16 protein-coding genes are annotated in these 20249 nt (G+C 65.9%); 11 read left to right on the top strand and 5 right to left on the bottom strand.

Annotated features, from left to right (window positions below):
• Positions 1-81 precede the first annotated feature (81 nt).
• The 6 genes from pyrH (at position 82) to Q1J95_RS06260 (ending at position 4171) form a co-directional block, all read left to right on the top strand.
• Positions 82-798: a UMP kinase gene (pyrH, locus tag Q1J95_RS06285; RefSeq protein WP_300266510.1), complete on the top strand. Its 717-nt coding sequence runs from the start codon at positions 82-84 to the stop codon at positions 796-798.
• A 72-nt stretch (positions 799-870) separates the two neighbouring features.
• A complete protein-coding gene (gene frr, locus Q1J95_RS06280; RefSeq protein ID WP_300266509.1) occupies positions 871-1425 on the top strand; it encodes a ribosome recycling factor in 555 nt (184 codons plus the stop codon).
• 6 nt (positions 1426-1431) lie between these two features.
• Complete coding sequence (locus tag Q1J95_RS06275; RefSeq protein ID WP_300266507.1) at positions 1432-2550, top strand: phosphatidate cytidylyltransferase; 1119 nt, start codon at positions 1432-1434, stop codon at positions 2548-2550.
• A 23-nt stretch (positions 2551-2573) separates the two neighbouring features.
• Positions 2574-3140 (top strand): DivIVA domain-containing protein, encoded by a 567-nt coding sequence (locus tag Q1J95_RS06270; RefSeq protein ID WP_300266506.1) that lies wholly within the window; start codon positions 2574-2576, stop codon positions 3138-3140.
• A gap of 158 nt (positions 3141-3298) precedes the next feature.
• Entirely contained in the window at positions 3299-3874 is a 576-nt protein-coding gene (locus Q1J95_RS06265) for a transglycosylase SLT domain-containing protein (RefSeq protein ID WP_300266505.1), read from the top strand.
• Between the two features lie 9 nt (positions 3875-3883).
• Complete coding sequence (locus tag Q1J95_RS06260; RefSeq protein ID WP_300266504.1) at positions 3884-4171, top strand: hypothetical protein; 288 nt, start codon at positions 3884-3886, stop codon at positions 4169-4171.
• A 1-nt stretch (position 4172) separates the two neighbouring features.
• Here Q1J95_RS06260 and Q1J95_RS06255 read toward each other — a convergent pair whose 3' ends face one another.
• Positions 4173-5225 carry an AI-2E family transporter gene (locus Q1J95_RS06255; protein ID WP_300266503.1) on the bottom strand — a complete coding sequence of 351 codons (1053 nt, stop codon included), beginning with the start codon at positions 5223-5225 and terminating at the stop codon, positions 4173-4175.
• A gap of 177 nt (positions 5226-5402) precedes the next feature.
• On the opposite strand from Q1J95_RS06255, the gene Q1J95_RS06250 reads away from it, so the two are divergent.
• Complete coding sequence (locus tag Q1J95_RS06250) at positions 5403-7358, top strand: glycosyl transferase (protein WP_300266501.1); 1956 nt, start codon at positions 5403-5405, stop codon at positions 7356-7358.
• Positions 7355-8293: a tetratricopeptide repeat protein gene (locus Q1J95_RS06245; RefSeq protein ID WP_300266500.1), complete on the top strand. Its 939-nt coding sequence runs from the start codon at positions 7355-7357 to the stop codon at positions 8291-8293. Before Q1J95_RS06250 ends, Q1J95_RS06245 begins: the two co-directional genes overlap by 4 nt.
• Positions 8294-8316: 23 nt before the next feature.
• Here Q1J95_RS06245 and glgB read toward each other — a convergent pair whose 3' ends face one another.
• From glgB to glgX, 3 genes are all read right to left on the bottom strand, one after another.
• A complete protein-coding gene (glgB, locus tag Q1J95_RS06240) occupies positions 8317-10491 on the bottom strand; it encodes a 1,4-alpha-glucan branching protein GlgB (RefSeq protein ID WP_300266498.1) in 2175 nt (724 codons plus the stop codon).
• The gene (locus Q1J95_RS06235) at positions 10488-12557 is read right to left on the bottom strand and encodes an alpha-1,4-glucan--maltose-1-phosphate maltosyltransferase (protein ID WP_300266497.1); all 2070 of its coding nucleotides are present in this window, start codon (positions 12555-12557) and stop codon (positions 10488-10490) included. Before Q1J95_RS06235 ends, glgB begins: the two co-directional genes overlap by 4 nt.
• Positions 12558-12620: 63 nt before the next feature.
• Complete coding sequence (gene glgX / locus Q1J95_RS06230) at positions 12621-14693, bottom strand: glycogen debranching protein GlgX (RefSeq protein ID WP_300266496.1); 2073 nt, start codon at positions 14691-14693, stop codon at positions 12621-12623.
• A gap of 87 nt (positions 14694-14780) precedes the next feature.
• On the opposite strand from glgX, the gene Q1J95_RS06225 reads away from it, so the two are divergent.
• Genes Q1J95_RS06225 through ligA form a run of 3 tightly spaced genes read left to right on the top strand, consistent with a single transcriptional unit; the run spans position 14781 to position 19493 of the window.
• Positions 14781-15956 carry a cysteine desulfurase family protein gene (locus tag Q1J95_RS06225; protein ID WP_300266495.1) on the top strand — a complete coding sequence of 392 codons (1176 nt, stop codon included), beginning with the start codon at positions 14781-14783 and terminating at the stop codon, positions 15954-15956.
• Positions 15957-15965: 9 nt separating this feature from the next.
• Positions 15966-17081, top strand: coding sequence for a tRNA 2-thiouridine(34) synthase MnmA (gene mnmA / locus Q1J95_RS06220; protein WP_300266494.1), 1116 nt, complete (start codon positions 15966-15968; stop codon positions 17079-17081).
• Positions 17082-17123: 42 nt separating this feature from the next.
• Entirely contained in the window at positions 17124-19493 is a 2370-nt protein-coding gene (gene ligA, locus Q1J95_RS06215) for an NAD-dependent DNA ligase LigA (protein WP_300266493.1), read from the top strand.
• A 19-nt stretch (positions 19494-19512) separates the two neighbouring features.
• Here ligA and Q1J95_RS06210 read toward each other — a convergent pair.
• Positions 19513-20249: DbpA RNA binding domain-containing protein (locus tag Q1J95_RS06210; protein ID WP_300266492.1), on the bottom strand; the 737-nt coding region annotated here is incomplete at its 5' end.

Raw genomic sequence — 20249 nt, 5'->3', positions numbered from 1 at the left:
GATCCGAACCCCTTCTTCATGCCTGAGTGAATTCTCACCGGAAGGCGCTATCTTGAATCGGGACGAGAGGACCTCACACCTATGACTGAACGCACCGGACGCCGCCGCGTCCTTCTCAAGCTCTCCGGCGAAGCCTTCGGAGGCGGACAGGTCGGCGTGAACCCCGACGTCGTCAGCCAGATCGCCCGCGAGATCGCCGCGGCCGTCGACCGTGTGGAGGTGGCCATCGTCGTGGGTGGCGGAAACTTCTTCCGCGGCGCTGAGCTCAGCCAGCGCGGAATGGTGCGCGGGCGCGCTGACTACATGGGCATGCTCGGAACAGTGATGAACGCGCTGGCGCTTCAAGATTTCCTCGAGCAGGCAGGAGCGCCCACCCGCGTACAGTCGGCGATCTCGATGACCCAGGTCGCCGAGCCGTATATCCCCTTGCGTGCCGAGCGGCACATGGAGAAGGGGCGTGTCGTGATCTTCGGCGCCGGTGCAGGGTTGCCCTACTTTTCGACGGACACCGTTGCCGCGCAACGCGCCCTGGAGATCGGCGCACAGGAGGTGCTCGTGGCCAAGAACGGCGTCGACGGCATCTACACGGCCGATCCGAACAAGGATTCCTCGGCGACACGCATCGAACAGGTCACGTACATTGACGCGCTGCAGCGCGGTTTGAAGGTCGTCGACTCCACGGCGTTCAGCCTGTGCATGGACAACAACATGGATATGCGCGTATTCGGCATGGAGCCGATAGGCAACGTCACCCGTGCTCTGCTCGGGGAGCGGATCGGCACACTCGTGACCTCCTGAGCGTGCAGAGCCGGATTCGCGCTCGCCCACTCCGATAGAATTGCAAGACCACCCCGACGATAGGAGTCGCCCGTGATCGCGGATGTCCTCGCTGAAACCACCACCCGCATGGCGCGTGCCGTCGAAGCCGCCAAGGACGACTTCGCCTCGGTTCGTACTGGGCGTGCGAACCCGCAGCTCTTCCAGAAGGTGATGGTCGACTATTACGGCTCACCGACTCCGCTGGCGCAGCTTGCGTCTCTGGCCAACCCCGAAGCACGCTCGCTTATCGTCACACCGTACGACAAGTCGGCGCTCAAGGCGATCGAGCAGGCGATCCGCGACATGCCCAACCTCGGCGCCAACCCCACCAACGACGGCAACATCGTGCGCGTCACCATGCCTGAGCTCACGCAGGATCGCCGCAAAGAATACGTCAAGCTCGTGCGCAGCAAGGCCGAAGACGCCAAGGTGCACGTGCGCGGCATCCGTCGCAAGTCCAAGGACGAGCTGGACGCGTTCAAGAATGATCTCGGCGAAGACGAGGTCGCTCGCGGTGAGAAAGAGCTCGATGCGATCACCCGTTCCCATGTCGATCTTATCGATGAGGCACTCAAGCGTAAGGAAGCCGAGCTTCTCGAGGTCTGAGCGGGAATGAGTGATGCAACCGGAGGTGCGCACGAGCAGCGCCCGCTGACGCGGCGAGAAGCTCGCGACAGCGCGAGCCCGGAGAGCACCGATCCGACAGCGGCGCAGGTCCCGGTCGTCGATGAATCGCTGATCCCGCCGCGCCCGCCGATGCCGCAGCCTCCTGCCGCCGCGCACGACGCGGCAGCGCACATGCGCGAACAGTTTCGCCAGGCGCGCGGAGAGTTCGAGACGCATGTCACGCAGGCGCGTGAGCAGTTGGATCAAGCCAACGAGCGGATCAAAGAGCGAACGGGTCGCGACCTCATCCTCGCCATCCTCGTCGGTCTGGGCTTCGGCGCCGTCGTGCTCGGCGCTCTCCTGTTCGTCAAAGAGCTGTTCGTGCCGATTGCGCTGGCGATCGCGGTGCTGGGCGTCTTCGAGCTGACGCGAGCGCTGCGCACGGCCGGGCGCCGCATTGACATCGTGCCGCAGGTCATCGTCGGCGTGCTCATCGTGCTCGCGGGGTACTTCGCTCCGATGTGGCTGAGCTGGGTCGCTGTGATCTCATCTGTCGCCTTCGTCATCGTGTGGCGTCTGCTGGCGCAGATGCTCGTGAAGGACGGCCGTACGTACGGCGCGGTGCTCACCGATGCGTTAGCGGGCGGCTTCGTCCCCGTGTACGTGCCGTTTCTGGCGAGCATCGCTCTCATGCTCCTCGCCCAGGACGGCGGTCAATGGTGGGTGCTCGCGCTCGTGATCGTCGCAGTGGCCGCGGACACCGGCGCCTACGCTGCGGGGCTCGCCTTCGGCAAGCATCCGATGGCGCCGCGCATCAGCCCGAAGAAGACCTGGGAAGGCTTCTCCGGGGCGGTTGTCGCCGCCATCAGCGCAGGCGTGCTGCTCGCGCTGTTCATGCTGGGTCTGCCCTGGTGGGCAGGTGTCATCTTCGGGGCGGCGATTCTCCTCACCGCCACGCTGGGGGATCTGGCTGAGTCGATGCTCAAGCGTGATATGGGCATCAAGGACATGAGCTCCTGGTTGCCCGGTCACGGTGGCATCCTCGACCGCCTCGACAGCATCCTTCCCTCCACGATCCCGGCGCTTGCCCTGTACTTCCTGTTCGCACCGATGATGGTGCTGTGATGAGTTCGGATACGGTGATGGATGTGACCGAGAATGAAACCGCCGAGCCTCGCTCCGCCTTCAGCGTGACCGAAGGGCGCGTGCGCGGCTACCATCGCGCCGCCGTCGATACCTTTCTCGCCGCCGCGCGGGAGAGCTTCGAGCAGGACGGTGGCGAGCTCACCGCCACCGACATTCGAGTCGCATCCTTTCCGTTGGTCAAGGGCGGGTATGACATCAGCGAGGTGGACGCGGCGCTGGGGCGGATCGAAGATGCTTTCTCCGCGCGCCAGCGCGAGCGTGTCGTGAAGGAAGAGGGCGTCGAACCGTGGATCATCGCGGCTCGCGACGACGCGCAGGTGATTCTCGACCACCTCGCTCGGCCCCGCCGGCACAAGTTCGCTCGCACAGGCTGGCTCACCTTCGGCTACCGCGTCGATGAAGTCGATCACGTCGCCGGTCGGATCGTGCGCTATTTGCGCGACGGTGACGCCCTGTCGGCTGAGCAGCTTCGTTCGGCGGCGTTTCGGATGCAGCGCGGTGGCTATCGTGAAGAGCAGGTCGATGCTCTTCTGGATGCCGCGATCGATGTGATCCTCGCCGTACGCTGAGCGCGTTCATGGTGGATTCAGGTACGCCTGGTTACACTTGAGCTATTGTGACTTCCGGTAAAGACCTCGATCCCGTGGGCGGCGCAGGCGCTCCGGCGGTGGGATCGTCAACGCGATCGTCGGTGCAGGGTCCTCGCCGCCGCGCGGTGCGCAGGAACATGACCGGAACTTTGGCTGCGTTCGCGGTCGTGGCGTTCGCCGGTGCCATGGTCGCTCCCACGGGGGTCGCACTGGCCGAGCAACAGCCAGTCGATGACACCGAGACGACGTTCTCACTCGCGGTCATGGACACACAAGACCTGACCGTGACCGCTGAAGGGGCCACGATCGAGCCGATGGAGCGCAGCGCGTACGACGTTTATGTCACGCCTCCGCCCGAACCCGAGCCAGAGCCTGAACCCGAGCTGGCTTCTGCGCCCTCCGACGATGGCGGCGGGCCCCTGTACTACACTGGCGGCGGTGCTCCAGCTGAGTGGATGGCCGCTGCGGGTATCCCATCCAGCGATTGGGGCTACGTCGATTACGTGGTCTCTCGCGAGAGCGGATGGAATCCGAACGCGACCAACAGCTCGTCCGGGGCGTGTGGCCTCGTCCAGGCCTACCCGTGCAGCAAGGTTCCCGGAAATGGATACGACCCCGTCGACAACCTGCGCTGGGCGAACGGCTATGCGACGGGACGATACGGCAGTTGGGAAGCCGCCGTCACCTTCTGGAAGAACAATCACTGGTGGTAATGCCCCGACATGCCACGTTCACACCGGCGACGTCCGCAGCGCCGCGACTCTGACGAGTCCTTCGAGAGACTGCTGGCGGGCTGGAAACGCAGCGAGATCAGGCGCGGCAGCGAGTGGACGGTACAGCCTGTCTCCGCATTGCAGGCGAAGAAAGAGTATGTCTGCCCGGGTTGCGGTGGCATGATCGCCACAGAGACTGCGCATGTGGTGGTCTGGCGCGCAGACGGGGTGCTCGGCGACGCCGCTGATCTTGCAGCACGCCGACACTGGCACACACACTGCTGGCGCGTCGGGTGAGTCAGCGCTCGTTCATGCGCGGGATGAGCACCTGGCGGTAGATGATGAGGATGCTGGCCGCGACCGGGATCGCGATGAGAGCGCCGAGCAGCCCGAGAAGTGATCCGCCCGCGAGCGCCGCCACCACGACGACCGCACCGGGCACCGAGACGGCGCGGCTCATGATGCGCGGCGAGATCACATATGCCTCGATCTGCATGTAGATCAGATAGTAGATGCCGGCGGCGAGGGCAGTCGCGGGGGAGCCGAGCCCCGGCAGCAGACACACCAGCACGATGATGGTCGATCCGGTCAGCGTTCCCACCAGCGGAATGAGCGAGAAGAAGAACGCCACGACCGCGAGTACGGCGGCGAACGGTGCGTCGATGATGCTGAGATAGATGGCGCTCAGAACGCCGTTGATCACGCCGAGCGTGACCTGACCCATGACGTAGTACCCGACGGAGTCTGTGATCTGCTCGGCGAGATCGATGAACCGCGGGCGACGAGACGCCGGCACGAGCTGATACACGGCGCGCTTGAGCGAGGGGGTGGATGCCGTCAGATAGATCGTGAGGATCAGGACGATGAAAGCGCCGAAGAGGCCCGTGAGCAGGCTGACGCTGGCCGTGATCACGCCGCCGGTGATATCGCCCATGTTCGCCAGCAGCCAGCGCTGCGCTTCGTCGAGCACACGATCGATATCGAGAGCGGGGAACACGTCCCCGAGCCAGGTACGCAGGTCGCCCCAGATGTCGTTGCTGCTCTGCACGAGCGCGGTGATCTGACGAACGAGCTGGCCGATCTGCTCGATGATGATCGGCAGCACGATGAGAACGATGCCGGCGAAGACGCCGAGCACTCCGAGAATCGTGACGACCACGGCGAGCCAGCGCGGCAGCTTTCGGCGCTCCAAGAACGAGATGACGGGATCTAAGCCGAGGCTGATGAACAACGCTGTTCCCAGATACAGCAGCACGGTCGACAGCGATTCCAGGCTGCCGATCAGGAGGATTCCCAGCCCCACACCGAGCGTCGCCACCAGTGCGGTGCGGAATGGGTTGTGAACCTTCATGCGTTCTCCTCGATCGGACTGCTCTCAGGGTAGTCGGCGCCGATAACGGGGAAGCCACGACGTGCCGAAAGAGAACAGTGATAATCACCTCGTAGTCAACACTCAGGTGATTTCGATAGTCTGAAACGTCGAGCGGAGACCCGGACGAGGCGTCTGGGCCACGTAAGGAGACTATTCGTGCGTTTCGTATGGGCCGTCGTGGCCTTTGTGCTGGCCACGCTTCTCATCGGGGCGGGCATCGCTCAGCGAACCATCTTCATGGGGCCTTCCGCGCAGCAGACAGAGGTGAGCGTCGAAGAGTCGGCACCGTACCTTCTGATCGACGGGGCGGTGCTGCGTCAGCATCCCGGAAACCAGACCATGCTGATCCGCGGCGAAGGCGATATCTTCGCCGCCTACGGCCGAACGGCTGACCTTGAAGCCTGGCTATCGAATGCCACGTACAACGCGATCACACCGGTAGAGAATGGCGGTACCGAGTCGGTGCTCGTCGAACCGCAGATCACGGAAGATGACGCGGGTGCCGATGGCGAGACGGATGCCGAGGGCGAGAACGATCCGGCTGCCACCGACGGCGATGCGGCAGATACCGAAGCCGTCGTCGAGGGACGAAACCCAGCCGGATCCGACCTCTGGCTCGACTCCTTCAGCGAGCCGGATCAGCTCATCGCCGACATGCAGCTTCCCGAAGGCATGAGCGTGCTAATCGCGAAGGACGGCACAGCTGATGCTCCGGAAGACATCGTGATCTCCTGGCCGCTTGACAACAGCACGCCTTTGGCCGGACCGCTGATCTCCGCCGGAGCGGCCATGTTGCTGCTGGGCGTCATCATGTACATCCTCGCCATTCGCTATCAGCGCCGCGGCCGCGGTCCGCGACGCAAGGGCATCGGCCCGCTGCCGCCCACCGAGGCGATCGATATCGCCGTTGACGGCGCACCCGAACGCAAGAGCATTGACGCCGGCACGGCGGAGCCGACCGAAGCCGACAGCGAATCAGACGCCGACGGCGCTGAGAATTCGCCGAAGGCCGAACGCCGCGCGCTGAGCGTACGTCGTCGCTTCAGCAGACGCCGCATGCTCGCTCTGCCGGCGCTGGGTGTCGCGACGGTTCTGTTCGCCGGCTGTTCCAGTGACTCCTGGCCGCAGTTCGGCGCGGCCACACCGACGCCGTCGCCGTCACCGAGTGTCATCGCGCCTGAGAATCAGAAGCCACCCGCGGTCACCGAAGCTCAGGCTTCGCGGATCCTGCTGAAGATCGCGTCGACACTCGAACAGGCAGACACCGACCGCGACATCGATCTGGCAGCCACACGCCTCAGCGGCGCTGCGCTCGACGCGCGCAAGACCGACTACACGCTGCGCGGGTCTCTCACAGATCGTGCTCTGCCGGCGGCGATCCCCACGGACGCCATCGAAGTTCTTCTGCCGCAGGCGACTGATGAATGGCCGCGTACCGTGCTCGTGCTGAGCAAGAGCAAGAGCGATGACACGGTTCCGCCGGTCATTCTGACGATGACGCAGCAAGATCCGTGGTCGAACTACAAGGTCGCCAATATCGCCGAGATGCAGGCGTCCGCGGAGGTGCCGACGCTTGCGCCAGCATGGTTGGGGACGAGTCTGATCACCGAGAACGCCGCCGCCTTCCTCGCGCTCGCGCCGGCCGAGGTGGCCGAGGCGTACGCCGACGTGGTCGATGCGGGGGAGAAGAGCGAGCACTACGGTCTGTTCGACCCGGTGGCCACCAACCTGGCCCAGTCGATCGCCGAGAGCCGCGCCGCTGTGAAGCAGGGGCTCGTCGACAAGGGCGCTTCCGAGACGTCGAAGATCTCGTTCGATATCGTCCCGAGTGACGAACCACCGGTGGCACTGGCTACACTCGACAGCGGGGCGATCGTCGCGGTGTCGATGGTCGACAGCGAAACCATCCGACCGACATCCGACGATGCGGTCATCAGATTCGGGGAGAACCCAGAGGCCAAAGCCCTGACGGGGGCCGAAGAAGCGTCCAAGGGCGTGGTCACCTCCTACGGGTTGCAGCTGTTCTTCTCGGTTCCGACGCAGGGCTCCAGTGAGCAGATTCGACTTCTTGCCGTACATCAGGACATTCTCAACGTGAAGGTGATCAAGTGAGCGACATCTCCGCAGCGGCCCTCCGAGGGGCCGTCGATCTCTCCTCTCTCCGCAACCGCCCGACGGCGCCGACCAACCCCGCCTCGGCACCTGATGCGTCAGCTCCCGCCGCCGGTGGCTTCATCCTCGATGTGACGGATGAGACTTTCGGCCAGGTCCTCGAGCTCTCACGCACCGTCCCTGTCGTGGTGGATCTGTGGGCCGAGTGGTGCGGACCGTGCAAGCAGCTGAGCCCGATCCTCGAAAAGGTCGTGACCGAACTCGACGGGCGCGTCGTGCTGGCCAAGGTCGACGTCGATGCGAACCCCCAGCTGGCGCAGAGCTTCAAAGCACAGTCGATCCCCATGGTCGTCGCGTTGCTCGCCGGCCAGCCGGTGCCGATGTTCACGGGCGCTGTGCCCGAAGAGCAGGTGCGTCAGGTATTCGATCAGCTTCTGCAGCTCGCCGCGCAGAACGGTGTGACCGACTCCGTGGGCGGCGCCGGTGACGCCGAGGCCGACGCGGAGCCGGCTGAGGCGCCGATGCCTCCGCTTCACGCCGAAGCGTATGCAGCGATCGAACAGGGCGACTTCGCCGCTGCCATCGCCGCCTACGAGAAGGCACTGGCAGAGAACCCCCGTGATGAGGACGCTCGTGCGGGCTTGGGGCAGGTGCGGTTGCTTGACCGAGTTCAGGGCGTTGATCTGCAGCAGGCGCGAGCAACGGCGGCAGACAACCCCACAGATCTCGCGGCACAGTTCGTCGTCGCGGACCTCGATGTCTCAGGCGGCCACGTGGAGGACGCCTTCGGACGCCTTCTCGACCTCTTCGCAGACGCCCCGACAGAGGAGCGCACCACCATTCGGGAGCGCCTCGTCGAACTGTTCGGACTCGTCGGTGCCGATGACGCGCGCGTTGTCGCCGCGCGCAACCGCCTGTCGTCGCTGCTGTTCTGATCCTGCCGCTGCTGCGGCGCAGCTCAGCCCTGGTGGCGTAGCCAGAGCGTCGACAGCGGCGGGAGGGTGATCCTGGCTGACGGTGCCATGCCGTCTTCGGGCTCAGGGGCTGCGATTCGTCCGTAGTTGCCGATGCCGCCGCCGCCGTACTCGACGGCATCCGTGTTGAGAATCTCGGTCCACACCCCCGCGACTGGCAGCTCGAGATCGAGGCGTGCGCGTTCGACGCCGGAGAAGTTGCTGATCACGATCACACGCCCGCCGTGCGTGTCGCGCCGTTCGAAAGCGATGACGTTCGGGTCCCACGCGGGCGCGCCGAGACGGCGGAAGCAGGTACTGTCGCTGTCACGCTCCCATAGGGGAGCGGTGTCACGGTAGACGCCGTTCATCGCCCCGACGAATCGCTGCAGCTGCATGTGAGAGGGCTGATCGAGCAGCCACCAGTCCAGTGCGCGCGACTCGGACCACTCGGCGAGCTGGCCGAACTCCTGCCCCATGAAGAGCAGATTCTTGCCGGGGTGACCCCACATGTACGCCAGGTAGGCGCGGACGTTCGCGAGTTTGGCCGCGTGGTCACCCGGCATCTTCGCCAACAGGCTGCCCTTGCCATGGACGACCTCATCGTGGCTGATCGGCAACAGATAGTTCTCGCCGAAGGCGTAGACGAACGAGAACGTCATCTCACCCTCGTGATGCGACCGGTACATGGGATCGCGGGCAATGTACTGCAGAGAGTCGTTCATCCACCCCATGTTCCATTTGAACCCGAATCCGAGCCCGGCGTGGTCGGTACGACCGGTGACTCCGGGAAAGCTCGTCGACTCCTCGGCGATCATGACGATGCCCGGGTGGGCGCGATAGGCCGTGGCATTGACCTCCTGCAGGAAGCGGATGGCTTCGAGGTTCTCGCGTCCGCCGTGCACGTTGGGTTCCCAATCGCCGTCTTCGCGCGAGTAGTCCAGGTAGAGCATCGAGGCGACGGCATCGACACGCAGACCATCGATATGGAATTGGCCGAGCCAGTAGAGCGCGTTCGCGACGAGGAACCCGCGTACCTCCGGCCGACCGTAGTCGAAGATCAGTGTGCCCCAGTCACGATGTTCGCCGCGGCGAGGATCCGGATGCTCATACAGCGCCTGCCCGTCGAAACGAGCCAGAGCGAACTCGTCTCTCGGGAAGTGACCGGGTACCCAGTCGAGAATGACGCCGATCCCGGCCTGGTGCAGGCGGTCGATGAGGTAGCGCAGATCGTCTGGCGTGCCGTAACGGGCCGTGGGGGCGTAGTAGCCGCTGACCTGGTAGCCCCAGGAGCCGCCGAAAGGATGCTCGGCGAGCGGCATGAACTCGACGTGCGTGAAGCCGGTCTCGGTGACGTGGGCGATGAGAGGATCGGCGATGTCGCGATAGCCCAGCCCCTCACGCCATGACCCGAGGTGCACCTCGTAGATCGACATCGGCTGGGCGACCGCCCGCGTCGCGGCCCGCCGGGTCATCCAAGCGCCGTCCTTCCATGAGTACGCGGAGAAGGGTACGACGGATGCTGTCTCCGGCGGGGTCTGGGTGCGCTGAGCCATGGGGTCGGCTTTGACGATCCAGCGACCGTCGCGTGTCAGGATCTCGTACTTGTACAGTGCTCCGGGGGCGATATCGGGGATGAACAGCTCCCAGACACCGCTCGAACCCATCGAACGCATGCTGTGGCCTTCGCCGTTCCACTCGTTGTGGGAGCCGATGACGCGCACGGCCTGCGCATTCGGTGCCCAGACGGCGAAGGAGATCCCGATCTCGCCGTCGAGCAGGTGTGCGTTGGCCCCCAGCGCCTCCCACAGCCGCTCATGGCGACCTTCGGCGATGAGGTGCAGGTCGAGGTCGCCGAGCGTGGGGGCGTGGCGGTAGGGGTCGCCGGCGACCTGTTCATCGCCGTCGTCGTAGACCGTGCCGATGCGATAGGCCACGGGAGAACCGTCGTGGTGCGCTTCCCAGATGCCGTGCGCGACATGCTCGAACGCGAGCCGCGTCCCGTCGGAGAAGATCGCGCTCACCCGGTCAGCGAGGGGGCGACGCACCCGGATCGTCGTGCGGGTGCGGCCCGCGGCATCCGTGACAGGATGGGCGCCGAGCACGTCATGGGGCGCGAAGTGAGACCCCGAGGCGACGGCCTCCCAGTCGGTGGTGACGACGACGTCGATGTCACTCATGATCGCTCCTTCACGGTGAGGATATGGACGGGCTCAGTGAAAGCATCCAGCCGCACGAAGTTGTGATCTGACCAGGTCCAGACCGAACCGGTGATGAGGTCTTCGACCTTGTACGATTGCCCGGGCTCGATGCCCCAGATCCGCGTGTCGAGGTGCACGGTTGTCTCTCGCACCGAATGCGGGTCGACATTGACGACGACGATGATCGTGTCGGAGCCCGTGCCAGCGGTGAAAGCCGCATCGAGATGTTTCGAGTAGACGAGGATGCTGTCGTCATCGCTCCAATGCACATCGAGGTTGCGCAACTGGCCGAGGGCGGGATGCGCACGGCGAATCTCGTTGAGCCGGCGCAGGAATGGCGCCAAAGAGTCGCCGGATGCTTCCGCTGCGTCGAAATCTCGCAACTTGTACTCGTACTTCTCGTTGTCGATGTTCTCTTCTGACCCGGGTCGCGCCACGTTCTCATACAGTTCGTACCCGGAATAGACGCCGTAGGTGGGGGCAGCCGTGGCGGCGATCGCAGCGCGAATCCGGTAGGCCGCGCGCCCGCCGAACTGCAGATACTCGGTGAGGATGTCCGGGGTGTTCACGAAGAGATTCGGTCGCAGGTAGTCGGCTGTCTCGGTGGCGAGTGAGGCCAAGAACTCTTCGAGTTCTCGCTTGGTGTTGCGCCAGGTGAAATAGGTGTAGCTCTGCTGGAAGCCGACCGCTGCCAGAGCGCGCAACGGTGCGGGACGGGTGAATGCCTCGGCGAGGAAGACGACATCAGGGTCGATGGTCTTCACCTGTGCGATGAGCCATTCCCAGAACCACAGGGGCTTGGTGTGGGGGTTGTCGACGCGGAAGATGTGCACGCCCTGCTCGATCCAGTGCGTGACGATGTGCAGAACCTCTTCGCGCAGCCCTTCGGGATCGTTGTCGAAGTTCAGCGGGTAGATGTCCTGATACTTCTTCGGCGGGTTCTCCGCGTAGGCGATCGTGCCGTCGGGGAGCGTGGTGAACCATTCCGGATGCTGTTTCACCCATGGATGATCGGGCGAGGCCTGCAGGGCCAGGTCGAGTGCGATCTCTAGACCGAGCTTCTTCGCACGGCGTGCGAAGGAGCGGAAGTCGGCGAGGGTGCCGAGATCCGGATGCACGCTGTCGTGACCGCCCTCCGCCGCACCGATGGCCCAGGGCGAGCCGGGGTCGCCGGGCCCCGCGTCGAGGGTGTTGTTGGGCCCCTTGCGGTGTGTGCGCCCGATCGGATGGATGGGCGGAAGATAGGCGACGTCGAAGCCCATCGCCGCGACGGCATCGAGCCTTTTGGCGGCGGTACGGAAGGTGCCGCTGGCGATCGTGCCGTCTGGCAGCTCCGCTGCGCCCTCTGACCGCGGAAAGAACTCGTACCAGGCACCGACGCCGGCTCGCGTTCGCTCGACGTGCAGCGCCTGTTCCGCGGTCGTGGACGACAGTGTGAACAGCGGACGCGCAGCGAACAGCGAAGCGATCTGCGCATCTGTGGCCGCAGCGAGCGCGGTGTCTGCGTCACCGGTGGCCAGCGTCGCGGCCAGCGCGGTGAGACGTCGTCGTTCGGCAGCGGGGCGCAGTTTCTCGGCGGCCGCGCGCGTGAACAGCTCAGCGCCGAGCGCTGACATGACGGCCACGTCGACGCCGACCTCGATCTTCACCCGGGCGGAGTGCGCCCAGGTGGTGTAGTCGTCGGCGAAGGCCTCGAAGCGATAGTGCCACACGCCGGGCAGGTCGAGAGCGATCTCGGTCTGCCACCGATCGGTGCCGTCATCGAGGGCGGTCAGCCGGTGCAGGGTCTCGGCACCGTCGGGGCTTGTCAGCCGAAGCTGTGCGCCGATGCGGTCGTGACCTTCGCGGAAGGCGACGACCCGGAACGGCACGACTTCGCCGACGAACGCTTTCGATGCGAATCCGCCCGGCGTATGGGGGGTCGGCTCGCTCAGCGGGATGCGTCCCGTCTGCGTGTCGTCGCGGTTGTCGACGGCGCGAGGCCGCAGGGGGATCTGTGCGGGGCTTCGAAGCGCCGCGGGACGATTGCCAGAACGTGCAGCCACACCCTGAATGTACCGCGCTGAGGCGGGTGGCGGACACCCGTTGACCGTAGCGTGTCGGGTGGGTTATTCGACTCGGAACAGCCGCATCGAGGTGGGTGGGACAGCCAGCACATCGCCGGGTGCGAAGGCGTGCTGTTCGACGTCGGGATGCTCATCGGCACTCGACCAGAGCGACACGAAGCGGGTGGCGCCCTCGACCTCTGTAGGCAGCGTCACGTCGATTGCTGTTTCCGTACCGTGCACGATGAGCAGGATGCGGTTACTCGGCCCGTCCAGCGGCGTGGATTCGGCCACGTACTGCAGAGTTCGGTTGCCGGGATCGGTCCACTGCGCCTGCTCCATGGTCTCGCCGTTCTGATTGAACCAGTCCATGACCGAGGCGTGCGGCGTGTGCTCGTCCAGGCGCGCGTAACGACGGGGCCGCAGCGCCGGGTTCTCGCGACGCAGGCGCGTGAGCGTGGCGACGTGCGCACGAAGATCGTGTTGCCAGTCCTCATGCTCCCAGCTGAGCCAGGTGAGGTCGGAGTCGTGTGCGTAGGCGTTGTTGTTGCCGTGCTGGGTGCGGCCGGTCTCGTCTCCGGCGGTGATCATGGGGATGCCTGCTGAAAGCAGCAGGGTACCGAGGAGATTGCGCATGGCCTTGCGGCGGGTCGCCTGAATGGCCGGGTCGTCGGTGGGACCTTCGACACCGTGATTGAACGCGCGGTTCATGTTGGTGCCGTCGCGGTTCTCCTCGCCGTTGGCTTCATTGTGCTTGGTGTCGTACGAGACCAGATCATGCAGGGTGAACCCATCGTGTGCCGTGACGAAGTTCACACTCGCGAGGGGACCGCGCTCCTCGCTGAAGGTGTTGGACGATCCGGCCAGACGCGTGGCGAACCCGCCGATGCCAACGGGGGCGGAGGCGCGGCGGGCGTAGTCGATATCGCTCAGCCAGAAGTTGCGCACGCGATCGCGATAGCGGTCGTTCCACTCGTGCCAGCCCTCGGGAAACCCTCCGGTGTGCCAGCCGCCGAGCCCGACGTCCCACGGCTCGGCGATGAGCTTGACGTCGTGCAGGGCGGGGTCCTCGCTGATGGCGCGCAGCAGCGGATGCTCGGGAGTGAACTCATGTGACCCATCGCGGCCGAGCGCGACGGCGAGATCGAAGCGAAACCCGTCGATCTGCATGTCGCGGGCCCAGTACCGCAGTGAGTCGAGCACGAGCCTGGCCGCGGCATCCGTCGACGTGTCGAGGGCGTTTCCCACACCTGTCGTGTCGATGTACGCGCCGTCGGGCTGTTGGCGGTAGTAGTTGGCGTTGTCGATGCCGCGCAGGCTCGAGCGGGGGCCGCCGATTCCTTCTTCCGAGGTGTGGTTGTAGACGACGTCCAGGATCACTTCGAGCCCGGCCTCGTGCAGCAGCTTCACCATGCCCTTGAACTCGGCGAGCACGGCTTCCGGTCCGGCCTTGCTGGCTTCGTCCGTGGCATAGGCTGCATGCGGTGTGAAGAAGTTCAGCGTGTTGTAGCCCCAGTAGTTGGTCAGTCCGCGGTCGAGCAGCCGTGGCTCGGAAACGAACGCCTGGATCGGCAGGAGTTCGATCGAGGTCACACCCAGCGAGTGGAAGTACGCGATCATCTCGGGGTGGGCGAGTCCCGCATATGTGCCGTGGAGCGCGGGCGGAATATCGGGGTGGCGTTTGGTCATGCCCTTCAGATGGCCCTCGTAGATCACGGTGCGACCGAGCGGGATCTGCGGCTTGGTCGAGGCGCCCCAGTCGAAACCGTCGGCGATCACCACCGACCGCCACTGTTCGTAGCCGTCGGTCTGGGCGAGTCCGCGCGCATAGGGGTCGAGCAACAGTGTCTCGGGATTGAAGGTGTTACCCGCACCGTGCGGACCGTCGACCCGGATGGCGTAGCGCGTTCCGGGTCGCAGCAGCGGCGTGGTCGCCTCCCAGACATCGCCGTCTCGACGGACCAGAGGAAGCTCCGCTGTCACCCAATCGAGATCGGTCTCGTCGAAGATGACGAGTTCGATGTCAGTGCCATTCTGTGACCACACGCGCAATGTCGCCCCGCCGTCGTGCAGCCGAACACCGAGGTTATCGAGGGTCGTGCCACCGGGTGCGGCGAACTCGCGAGATTCGGACATGAGTACACATTAGGCGTGATGCGTCGCGGTTCTCGCATCGAGCGCCGAGGCAGAGCGAGAGGGCTTCGGATGCGAGAGAATCGAGGGATGCGGTTCTATCTCGATCATGCGGCCACGACGCCGCTGCGCCCGGAGGCACGCGATGCGTGGCTGGCGGCGACGGAGGTGATCGGCAACGCCTCGTCGACGCACGGCGCCGGCCAGGACGCGAGGCGTCTGCTGGAAGAATCGCGCGAACGCATCGCCGCGGTTCTCGACGCCGACCCGATCGAGGTCGTGCTGACATCGGGCGGCACCGAGTCCATCAACACCGCGATTCATGGGCTGTGGGCGTCGCGACCGCAGGGAACGAATGCGATCGTGCTGCCGGATGGCGAGCACCATGCGAGCATGGATACCGTTGCCTCTCTCGCGAACGAAGGCGCCGAGGTGCGTGCGGTGCCCCTGTCGGCGACGGGCAGCATCCATCCGGACTCGTTCGCCGCCGCGCTGCCGGGGGCGGCGCTGGCGACGGCGCTCATCGCCAACAATGAAGTCGGCACGATCAACGATTCCGCGGCACTGGCGTCGGCCGCCGCGCGGGCTCGGGTGCCGCTGCATCTGGACGCTGTGGCGGCACTCGGGCACCTTCCCGTGTCGTTTCGAGGGCTGAGAGCGGATGCCGCGGCCGGTGTCGGTCTCGTCGCGATGAGCATCGCCGGACACAAGATCGGAGCGCCGGTGGGCGTCGGGGCGCTCGTCGTGGCGCGCACCGCGAAGCTGTCGGCCCTGTTGCACGGCGGGGCACAGCAGCGGGGGCTGCGCGCGGGCACGCAGGACATCGCTGGCGCGGCGGCCCTCGCCGTCGCCCTCGAATGCGCCGAGGCCGAACGCGAGGTGGAGAGCGTGCGCCTCGCGGCACTGCGTGACCGTCTGGTTGACGGCATCCGCTCGTCTGTTCCTGCGGCGCGACTGCTGGGGGATCCGACCGAACGCTTGCCCCATAACGCGCACGTGCTGTTTCCCGGCGCTGTGGGGGAGAGCCTGTTGTTCATGCTCGATGTCGCGGGCATCGCGGCATCCACGGGGTCGGCGTGTCAGGCCGGCGTAGCCGAGCCGTCGCACGTGGTGATGGCGATGGGCGGCAGCGAGCAGGACGCACGCAGCGTGTTGCGCTTCACCCTCGGACGCACGTCGACTGCCCAGGACGTGGACGCTGTGCTCGGGGCGATCGCGGATGCGTATGCGCGTGCATCCGGTGCCCGTACAGGCTCACGCTCGTAGACTGGACGAATGCGAATTCTGGCAGCGATGAGCGGCGGCGTCGATTCGGCCGTCGCAGCCGCGCGCGCGGTGGACGCGGGGCACGACGTGACCGGAGTGCACCTGGCGCTCTCGCGGGCGGGCGGAACCCTGCGCACGGGCAGCCGTGGATGCTGCACGATCGAAGACGCCATGGACGCGCGTCGGGCATCCGACAAGCTCGGCATTCCGTTCTATGTGTGGGACTTCTCCGAACGCTTCCGCGACGACGTCATCGACGACTTCATCAGCGAGTATCAGGCGGGGCGCACTCCCAATCCGTGCATGCGCTGCAACGAGAAGATCAAGTTCGCCGCCCTCCTGGAGCGCGCGATCGAGTTGGGCTTCGACGCCGTATGCACGGGGCACTACGCGACGCTCGTCGACGGCGAGGGCGGGCTGGAGCTGCATCGCGCCTCAGACAACGCGAAAGACCAGTCATACGTGCTGGGCGTGCTGACGGCTGAGCAGCTGGCGCACACGTATTTTCCGCTGGGCTCGACCCCGTCGAAGGCGCTCGTGCGCGCAGAGGCCGCCGAGCGCGGGCTGAGCGTCGCGCAGAAGCCGGACAGCCACGACATCTGCTTCATCCCCGACGGTGACACCCGTGGCTGGCTGGCGGAGAAGGTCGGCGCCGAACAGGGCGAGATCCTCGATCGAAACGGCGAGGTCGTCGGGTCGCACGAGGGTGCGCACGCCTTCACCGTGGGGCAGCGCCGAGGGCTCAAGCTCGGTGTACCCGCGTCGGATGGCAAGCCCCGTTTCGTACTGGAAGTTCGGCCGGTGTCGAACACGGTCGTCGTCGGCCCGAAAGAGGCCCTCGCGATCGGCGAGATCTCGGGTGCTCGCCACTCGTGGGCAGGCGCCGCTCCGACGAGGTCGCAGTTCGACTGCGATGTGCAGATCCGCGCTCACTCAGAACCTGTTCCGGCATGCGCCACGGTGTCGGAGGCCGGAGTGAACGTCGTTCCCTCTGTCCCTCTCGACGGAGTCGCCCCTGGGCAGACCGCCGTGCTGTATCTCGGCACGCGCGTGCTCGGCCAGTTCACGATCGACACGACGGTGTCGGCGGTACCGGTCGATGAGCCGGTCGGGGCCAGCGCCTGAGCTGCGCCCGCGATTGTCGCACCCGCCTCATAGACTTGACGCGTGCCTGAGAACATCCCTCTGGAAGACGCCCGCGTCGAGTCGGAAGAGCTGACGACACGCATCCTCGACGCCAAGGAGGCATATTACGGTCGTGACACGTCCGTGGTCGACGACGCGACCTATGACGGCTGGATGCGGCGCCTCGAAGAGCTGGAGAGGCTTCATCCCGAGCTGCACCGGCAGGATTCGCCGACGCAGATGGTCGGTGCGGCAGAAGCTTCCGAGCTCGACACGATCGAGCATGCCGAGCGGATGCTGAGCCTCGACAACGTCTTCTCTGTTGACGAGCTGCGGGATTGGGCGGTGAAGACGACGGCCGCCGCGGGGCGCGAGGTCGCCTGGCTCACCGAGCTGAAGATCGATGGCCTCGCGATCAACCTGCGCTACGAGAGAGGTCTGCTCGCCTCGGCTGCGACGCGCGGCGATGGCCGGGTGGGCGAGATCGTCACGGACAATGCGCTGCGCCTGGCCGATATCCCGCAGCGGCTGAGCGGCGACGGCCACCCTGAGATCGTCGAGGTGCGCGGCGAGGTCTTCATCCCCGTCGCAGCGTTCGAGCGTCTCAATGCGGCACAGGCAGAGTTCCGAGAGCGCGCGTATCGTGATGCTCTGTCCCGGTGGGAGGCCCGTCGCGGCGCAAAGCGCGCCTTCGATGAAGAGAAGGCACGGGCGGCTGCCGCGCGCCGCTTTCCCGCATTCGCGAACCCTCGCAATGCCGCCAGCGGTGGCCTGCGTCAGCAGATCGACAAGAAGACCGGCCTGGAGCTCGAAGCAGGTCTCCTTCGGCTGAACTCGCTGTCGCTCTACGTGCACGGCATCGGCGCCTGGCCCGACCCTCCGGTTTCTGCCCAGAGCGAGGTGTACGAGCTGCTGGCCGAGTGGGGGCTGCCCACGAGTCCGCACCTGAAGGTCAATCACGGTGTCGAGGAGGTCATCCGATTCGTCGAGTACTTCGGCGAGCACCGCCATGACATCGAGCACGAGCTCGACGGCATCGTCGTCAAGGTCGACGAGCTGGCGCTGCACGATGAGCTTGGCTTCACCAGCCGCGCGCCGCGCTGGGCGATCGCATACAAGTATCCGCCCGAAGAGGTGCACACCACGCTGCTCGATATCGTCGTGTCCGTGGGGCGTACGGGGCGGGCGACGCCGTTCGCGGTCATGGCGCCGGCGCACGTGGCCGGATCCGTCGTGCGCCAGGCCACTCTGCACAATCAAGACGTGGTGAAGGCGAAAGGCGTTCTCATCGGCGACACGGTCGTGCTGCGCAAGGCGGGAGATGTGATCCCCGAGGTGCTGGGCCCTGCCGTCGACAAGCGGGATGGAACCGAACGCGAGTTCGTGATGCCCGAACGCTGTCCGGAATGCGGCACGCCGCTGCGGGCGATGAAAGAGGGCGACATCGATCTGCGATGTCCGAATGCCCGCTCGTGCCCGGCACAGGTGCGTGGTCGTGTCGAGCACATCGGTTCGCGAGGCGCGCTCGACATCGAGGTTCTGGGCGAAGTGACCGCCGCGGCGCTGACACAGGCGGAGCCGCCCGCCGTCGCGCCGCTCGATACCGAGGCGGGGCTATTCACCCTGGCTCTGCAAGACCTCGTACCGATCTCGGTGGTCGTCAAAGACGCCGAATCCGGTGAGCCGAAGATCGACGAGGCGACAGGCGAGCCCGTGCGGCGCGCACCGTTCCAGAAGCTCGGCCCGGCGATGTACCCACCCGGCACAGAGAACCTCGACGCTGCTGAACGCCGACGGCAGGGTATTCGCAAGACACATCGCGAGGTACTGCCTTCAGAAGCGGCGACCAAACTGCTCGCCGAGCTGGAGAAGGCCAAGACGAAAGAGCTGTGGCGCCTTCTTGTGTCACTTAACATCCGTCATGTCGGTCCCGTCGCCGCACGCGCTCTCGCGCAGTGGTTCGGATCGTTGGACGCGATCCGTGCGGCGTCGCGCGAAGACCTCGCCGCGGTCGAGGGTGTGGGCGGCATCATCGCCGACTCGCTGCGCGATTGGTTCGACGTCGACTGGCATATCGAGATCGTCGAGCAGTGGCGCAAGGCCGGGGTGCGGTGGTCGACTCCTGGACACCCCGGCCCTGGCGCGGCTGTCGCCGCTGGCGGAGTGCTCGAAGGGCTGACGGTCGTCGCCACCGGCTCGCTCGATGGCTATACGCGCGACGGCGCGCAGGAAGCGATCATCAACGCCGGCGGCAAGGCGGCCTCCAGCGTCTCCAAGAAGACCGACTTCGTCGCCGCCGGGCCGGGCGCAGGATCAAAGCTCGCGAAGGCCGAAGAACTCGGCATCCGCATCCTCGACGCCGCACAGTTCCATATTCTTGTCACCGAGGGCCCAGGCGCGCTGGATGCCTGACGGCGTCTCGCCACGCCGATCAGCTCTTGTGACGTGGCTTCCGCGCCGGGCGGTCGTCGCGAAATGAGCGATCGTCACGGCGGCGACGGTCGTGACCGCCGCGGTCACCGTCTCGGCGAGCACCGCCGCGCGGGCCCCGGTCGGGCTTTATCTCGATGAGACGACCCGAGATCCGGGTATCGCGGAGCTTCTCGAGAACCGCCGCATCCATCGTCGCGGGCAGCTCGACGATGGAGAAGTCTGGCTTGATGTTGATCGCGCCGAAGTCGTCGCGGCCGAGACCTCCTTCGTTGGCGAGCGCGCCGACGATCTGGCGCGGCTCGACGCGGTGACGACGGCCGACCTCGATCCGATAGGGGGCGTAGTCGCTGCGACCGCGCCGCTCCCGCGGCTCGCGCGCGGGCCGATCGCGACCCTCGCGCGGCGGACGGTTGTCGCGGGCCACAGCAGCCGTCAACGCGTCGGTCTCGGGATCGAGCAGCAGGGGAGTGTCGCCCTGAGCGACGACAGCGAGGGCAGCGGCGACGTCGGCTTCGGGAACGTCGTGGTTGCGCACATAGTGGGCGATGATGTCGCGGAACTTCTCGATGCGGTCGCCCGCGCCCAGCGCCGCTGTGATGGCGTCGTCGAAGCGGGCCAGGCGCGTGGTGTTGACGTCTTCGGTGGTCGGCTGCTGCATCTGGGTCGGGTGGTGGCGGGTTGGCTTGTCGATGTGCTTCAGCTGGTAGCGTGCGCGCGGGGTGTTGAGGGTGATGG

This window comes from Microbacterium sp., from assembly GCF_029263575.1.
In the GTDB taxonomy this organism is placed as follows: domain Bacteria; phylum Actinomycetota; class Actinomycetes; order Actinomycetales; family Microbacteriaceae; genus Microbacterium.
Note: the sequence above shows the minus strand (reverse complement) of the source record. Positions and strands in the feature narration are given on the sequence as shown.

Coding starts and splice junctions, on each gene's coding strand:
- pyrH (WP_300266510.1), top strand. CDS start 82: ATGACTGAACGCACCGGACGCCGCCGCGTCCTTCTCAAGCTCTCCGGC.
- Q1J95_RS06275 (WP_300266507.1), top strand. CDS start 1,432: ATGAGTGATGCAACCGGAGGTGCGCACGAGCAGCGCCCGCTGACGCGG.
- Q1J95_RS06265 (WP_300266505.1), top strand. CDS start 3,299: ATGACCGGAACTTTGGCTGCGTTCGCGGTCGTGGCGTTCGCCGGTGCC.
- Q1J95_RS06260 (WP_300266504.1), top strand. CDS start 3,884: ATGCCACGTTCACACCGGCGACGTCCGCAGCGCCGCGACTCTGACGAG.
- Q1J95_RS06255 (WP_300266503.1), bottom strand. CDS start 5,225: ATGAAGGTTCACAACCCATTCCGCACCGCACTGGTGGCGACGCTCGGT.
- glgB (WP_300266498.1), bottom strand. CDS start 10,491: ATGAGTGACATCGACGTCGTCGTCACCACCGACTGGGAGGCCGTCGCC.
- glgX (WP_300266496.1), bottom strand. CDS start 14,693: ATGTCCGAATCTCGCGAGTTCGCCGCACCCGGTGGCACGACCCTCGAT.
- Q1J95_RS06225 (WP_300266495.1), top strand. CDS start 14,781: ATGCGGTTCTATCTCGATCATGCGGCCACGACGCCGCTGCGCCCGGAG.
- mnmA (WP_300266494.1), top strand. CDS start 15,966: ATGCGAATTCTGGCAGCGATGAGCGGCGGCGTCGATTCGGCCGTCGCA.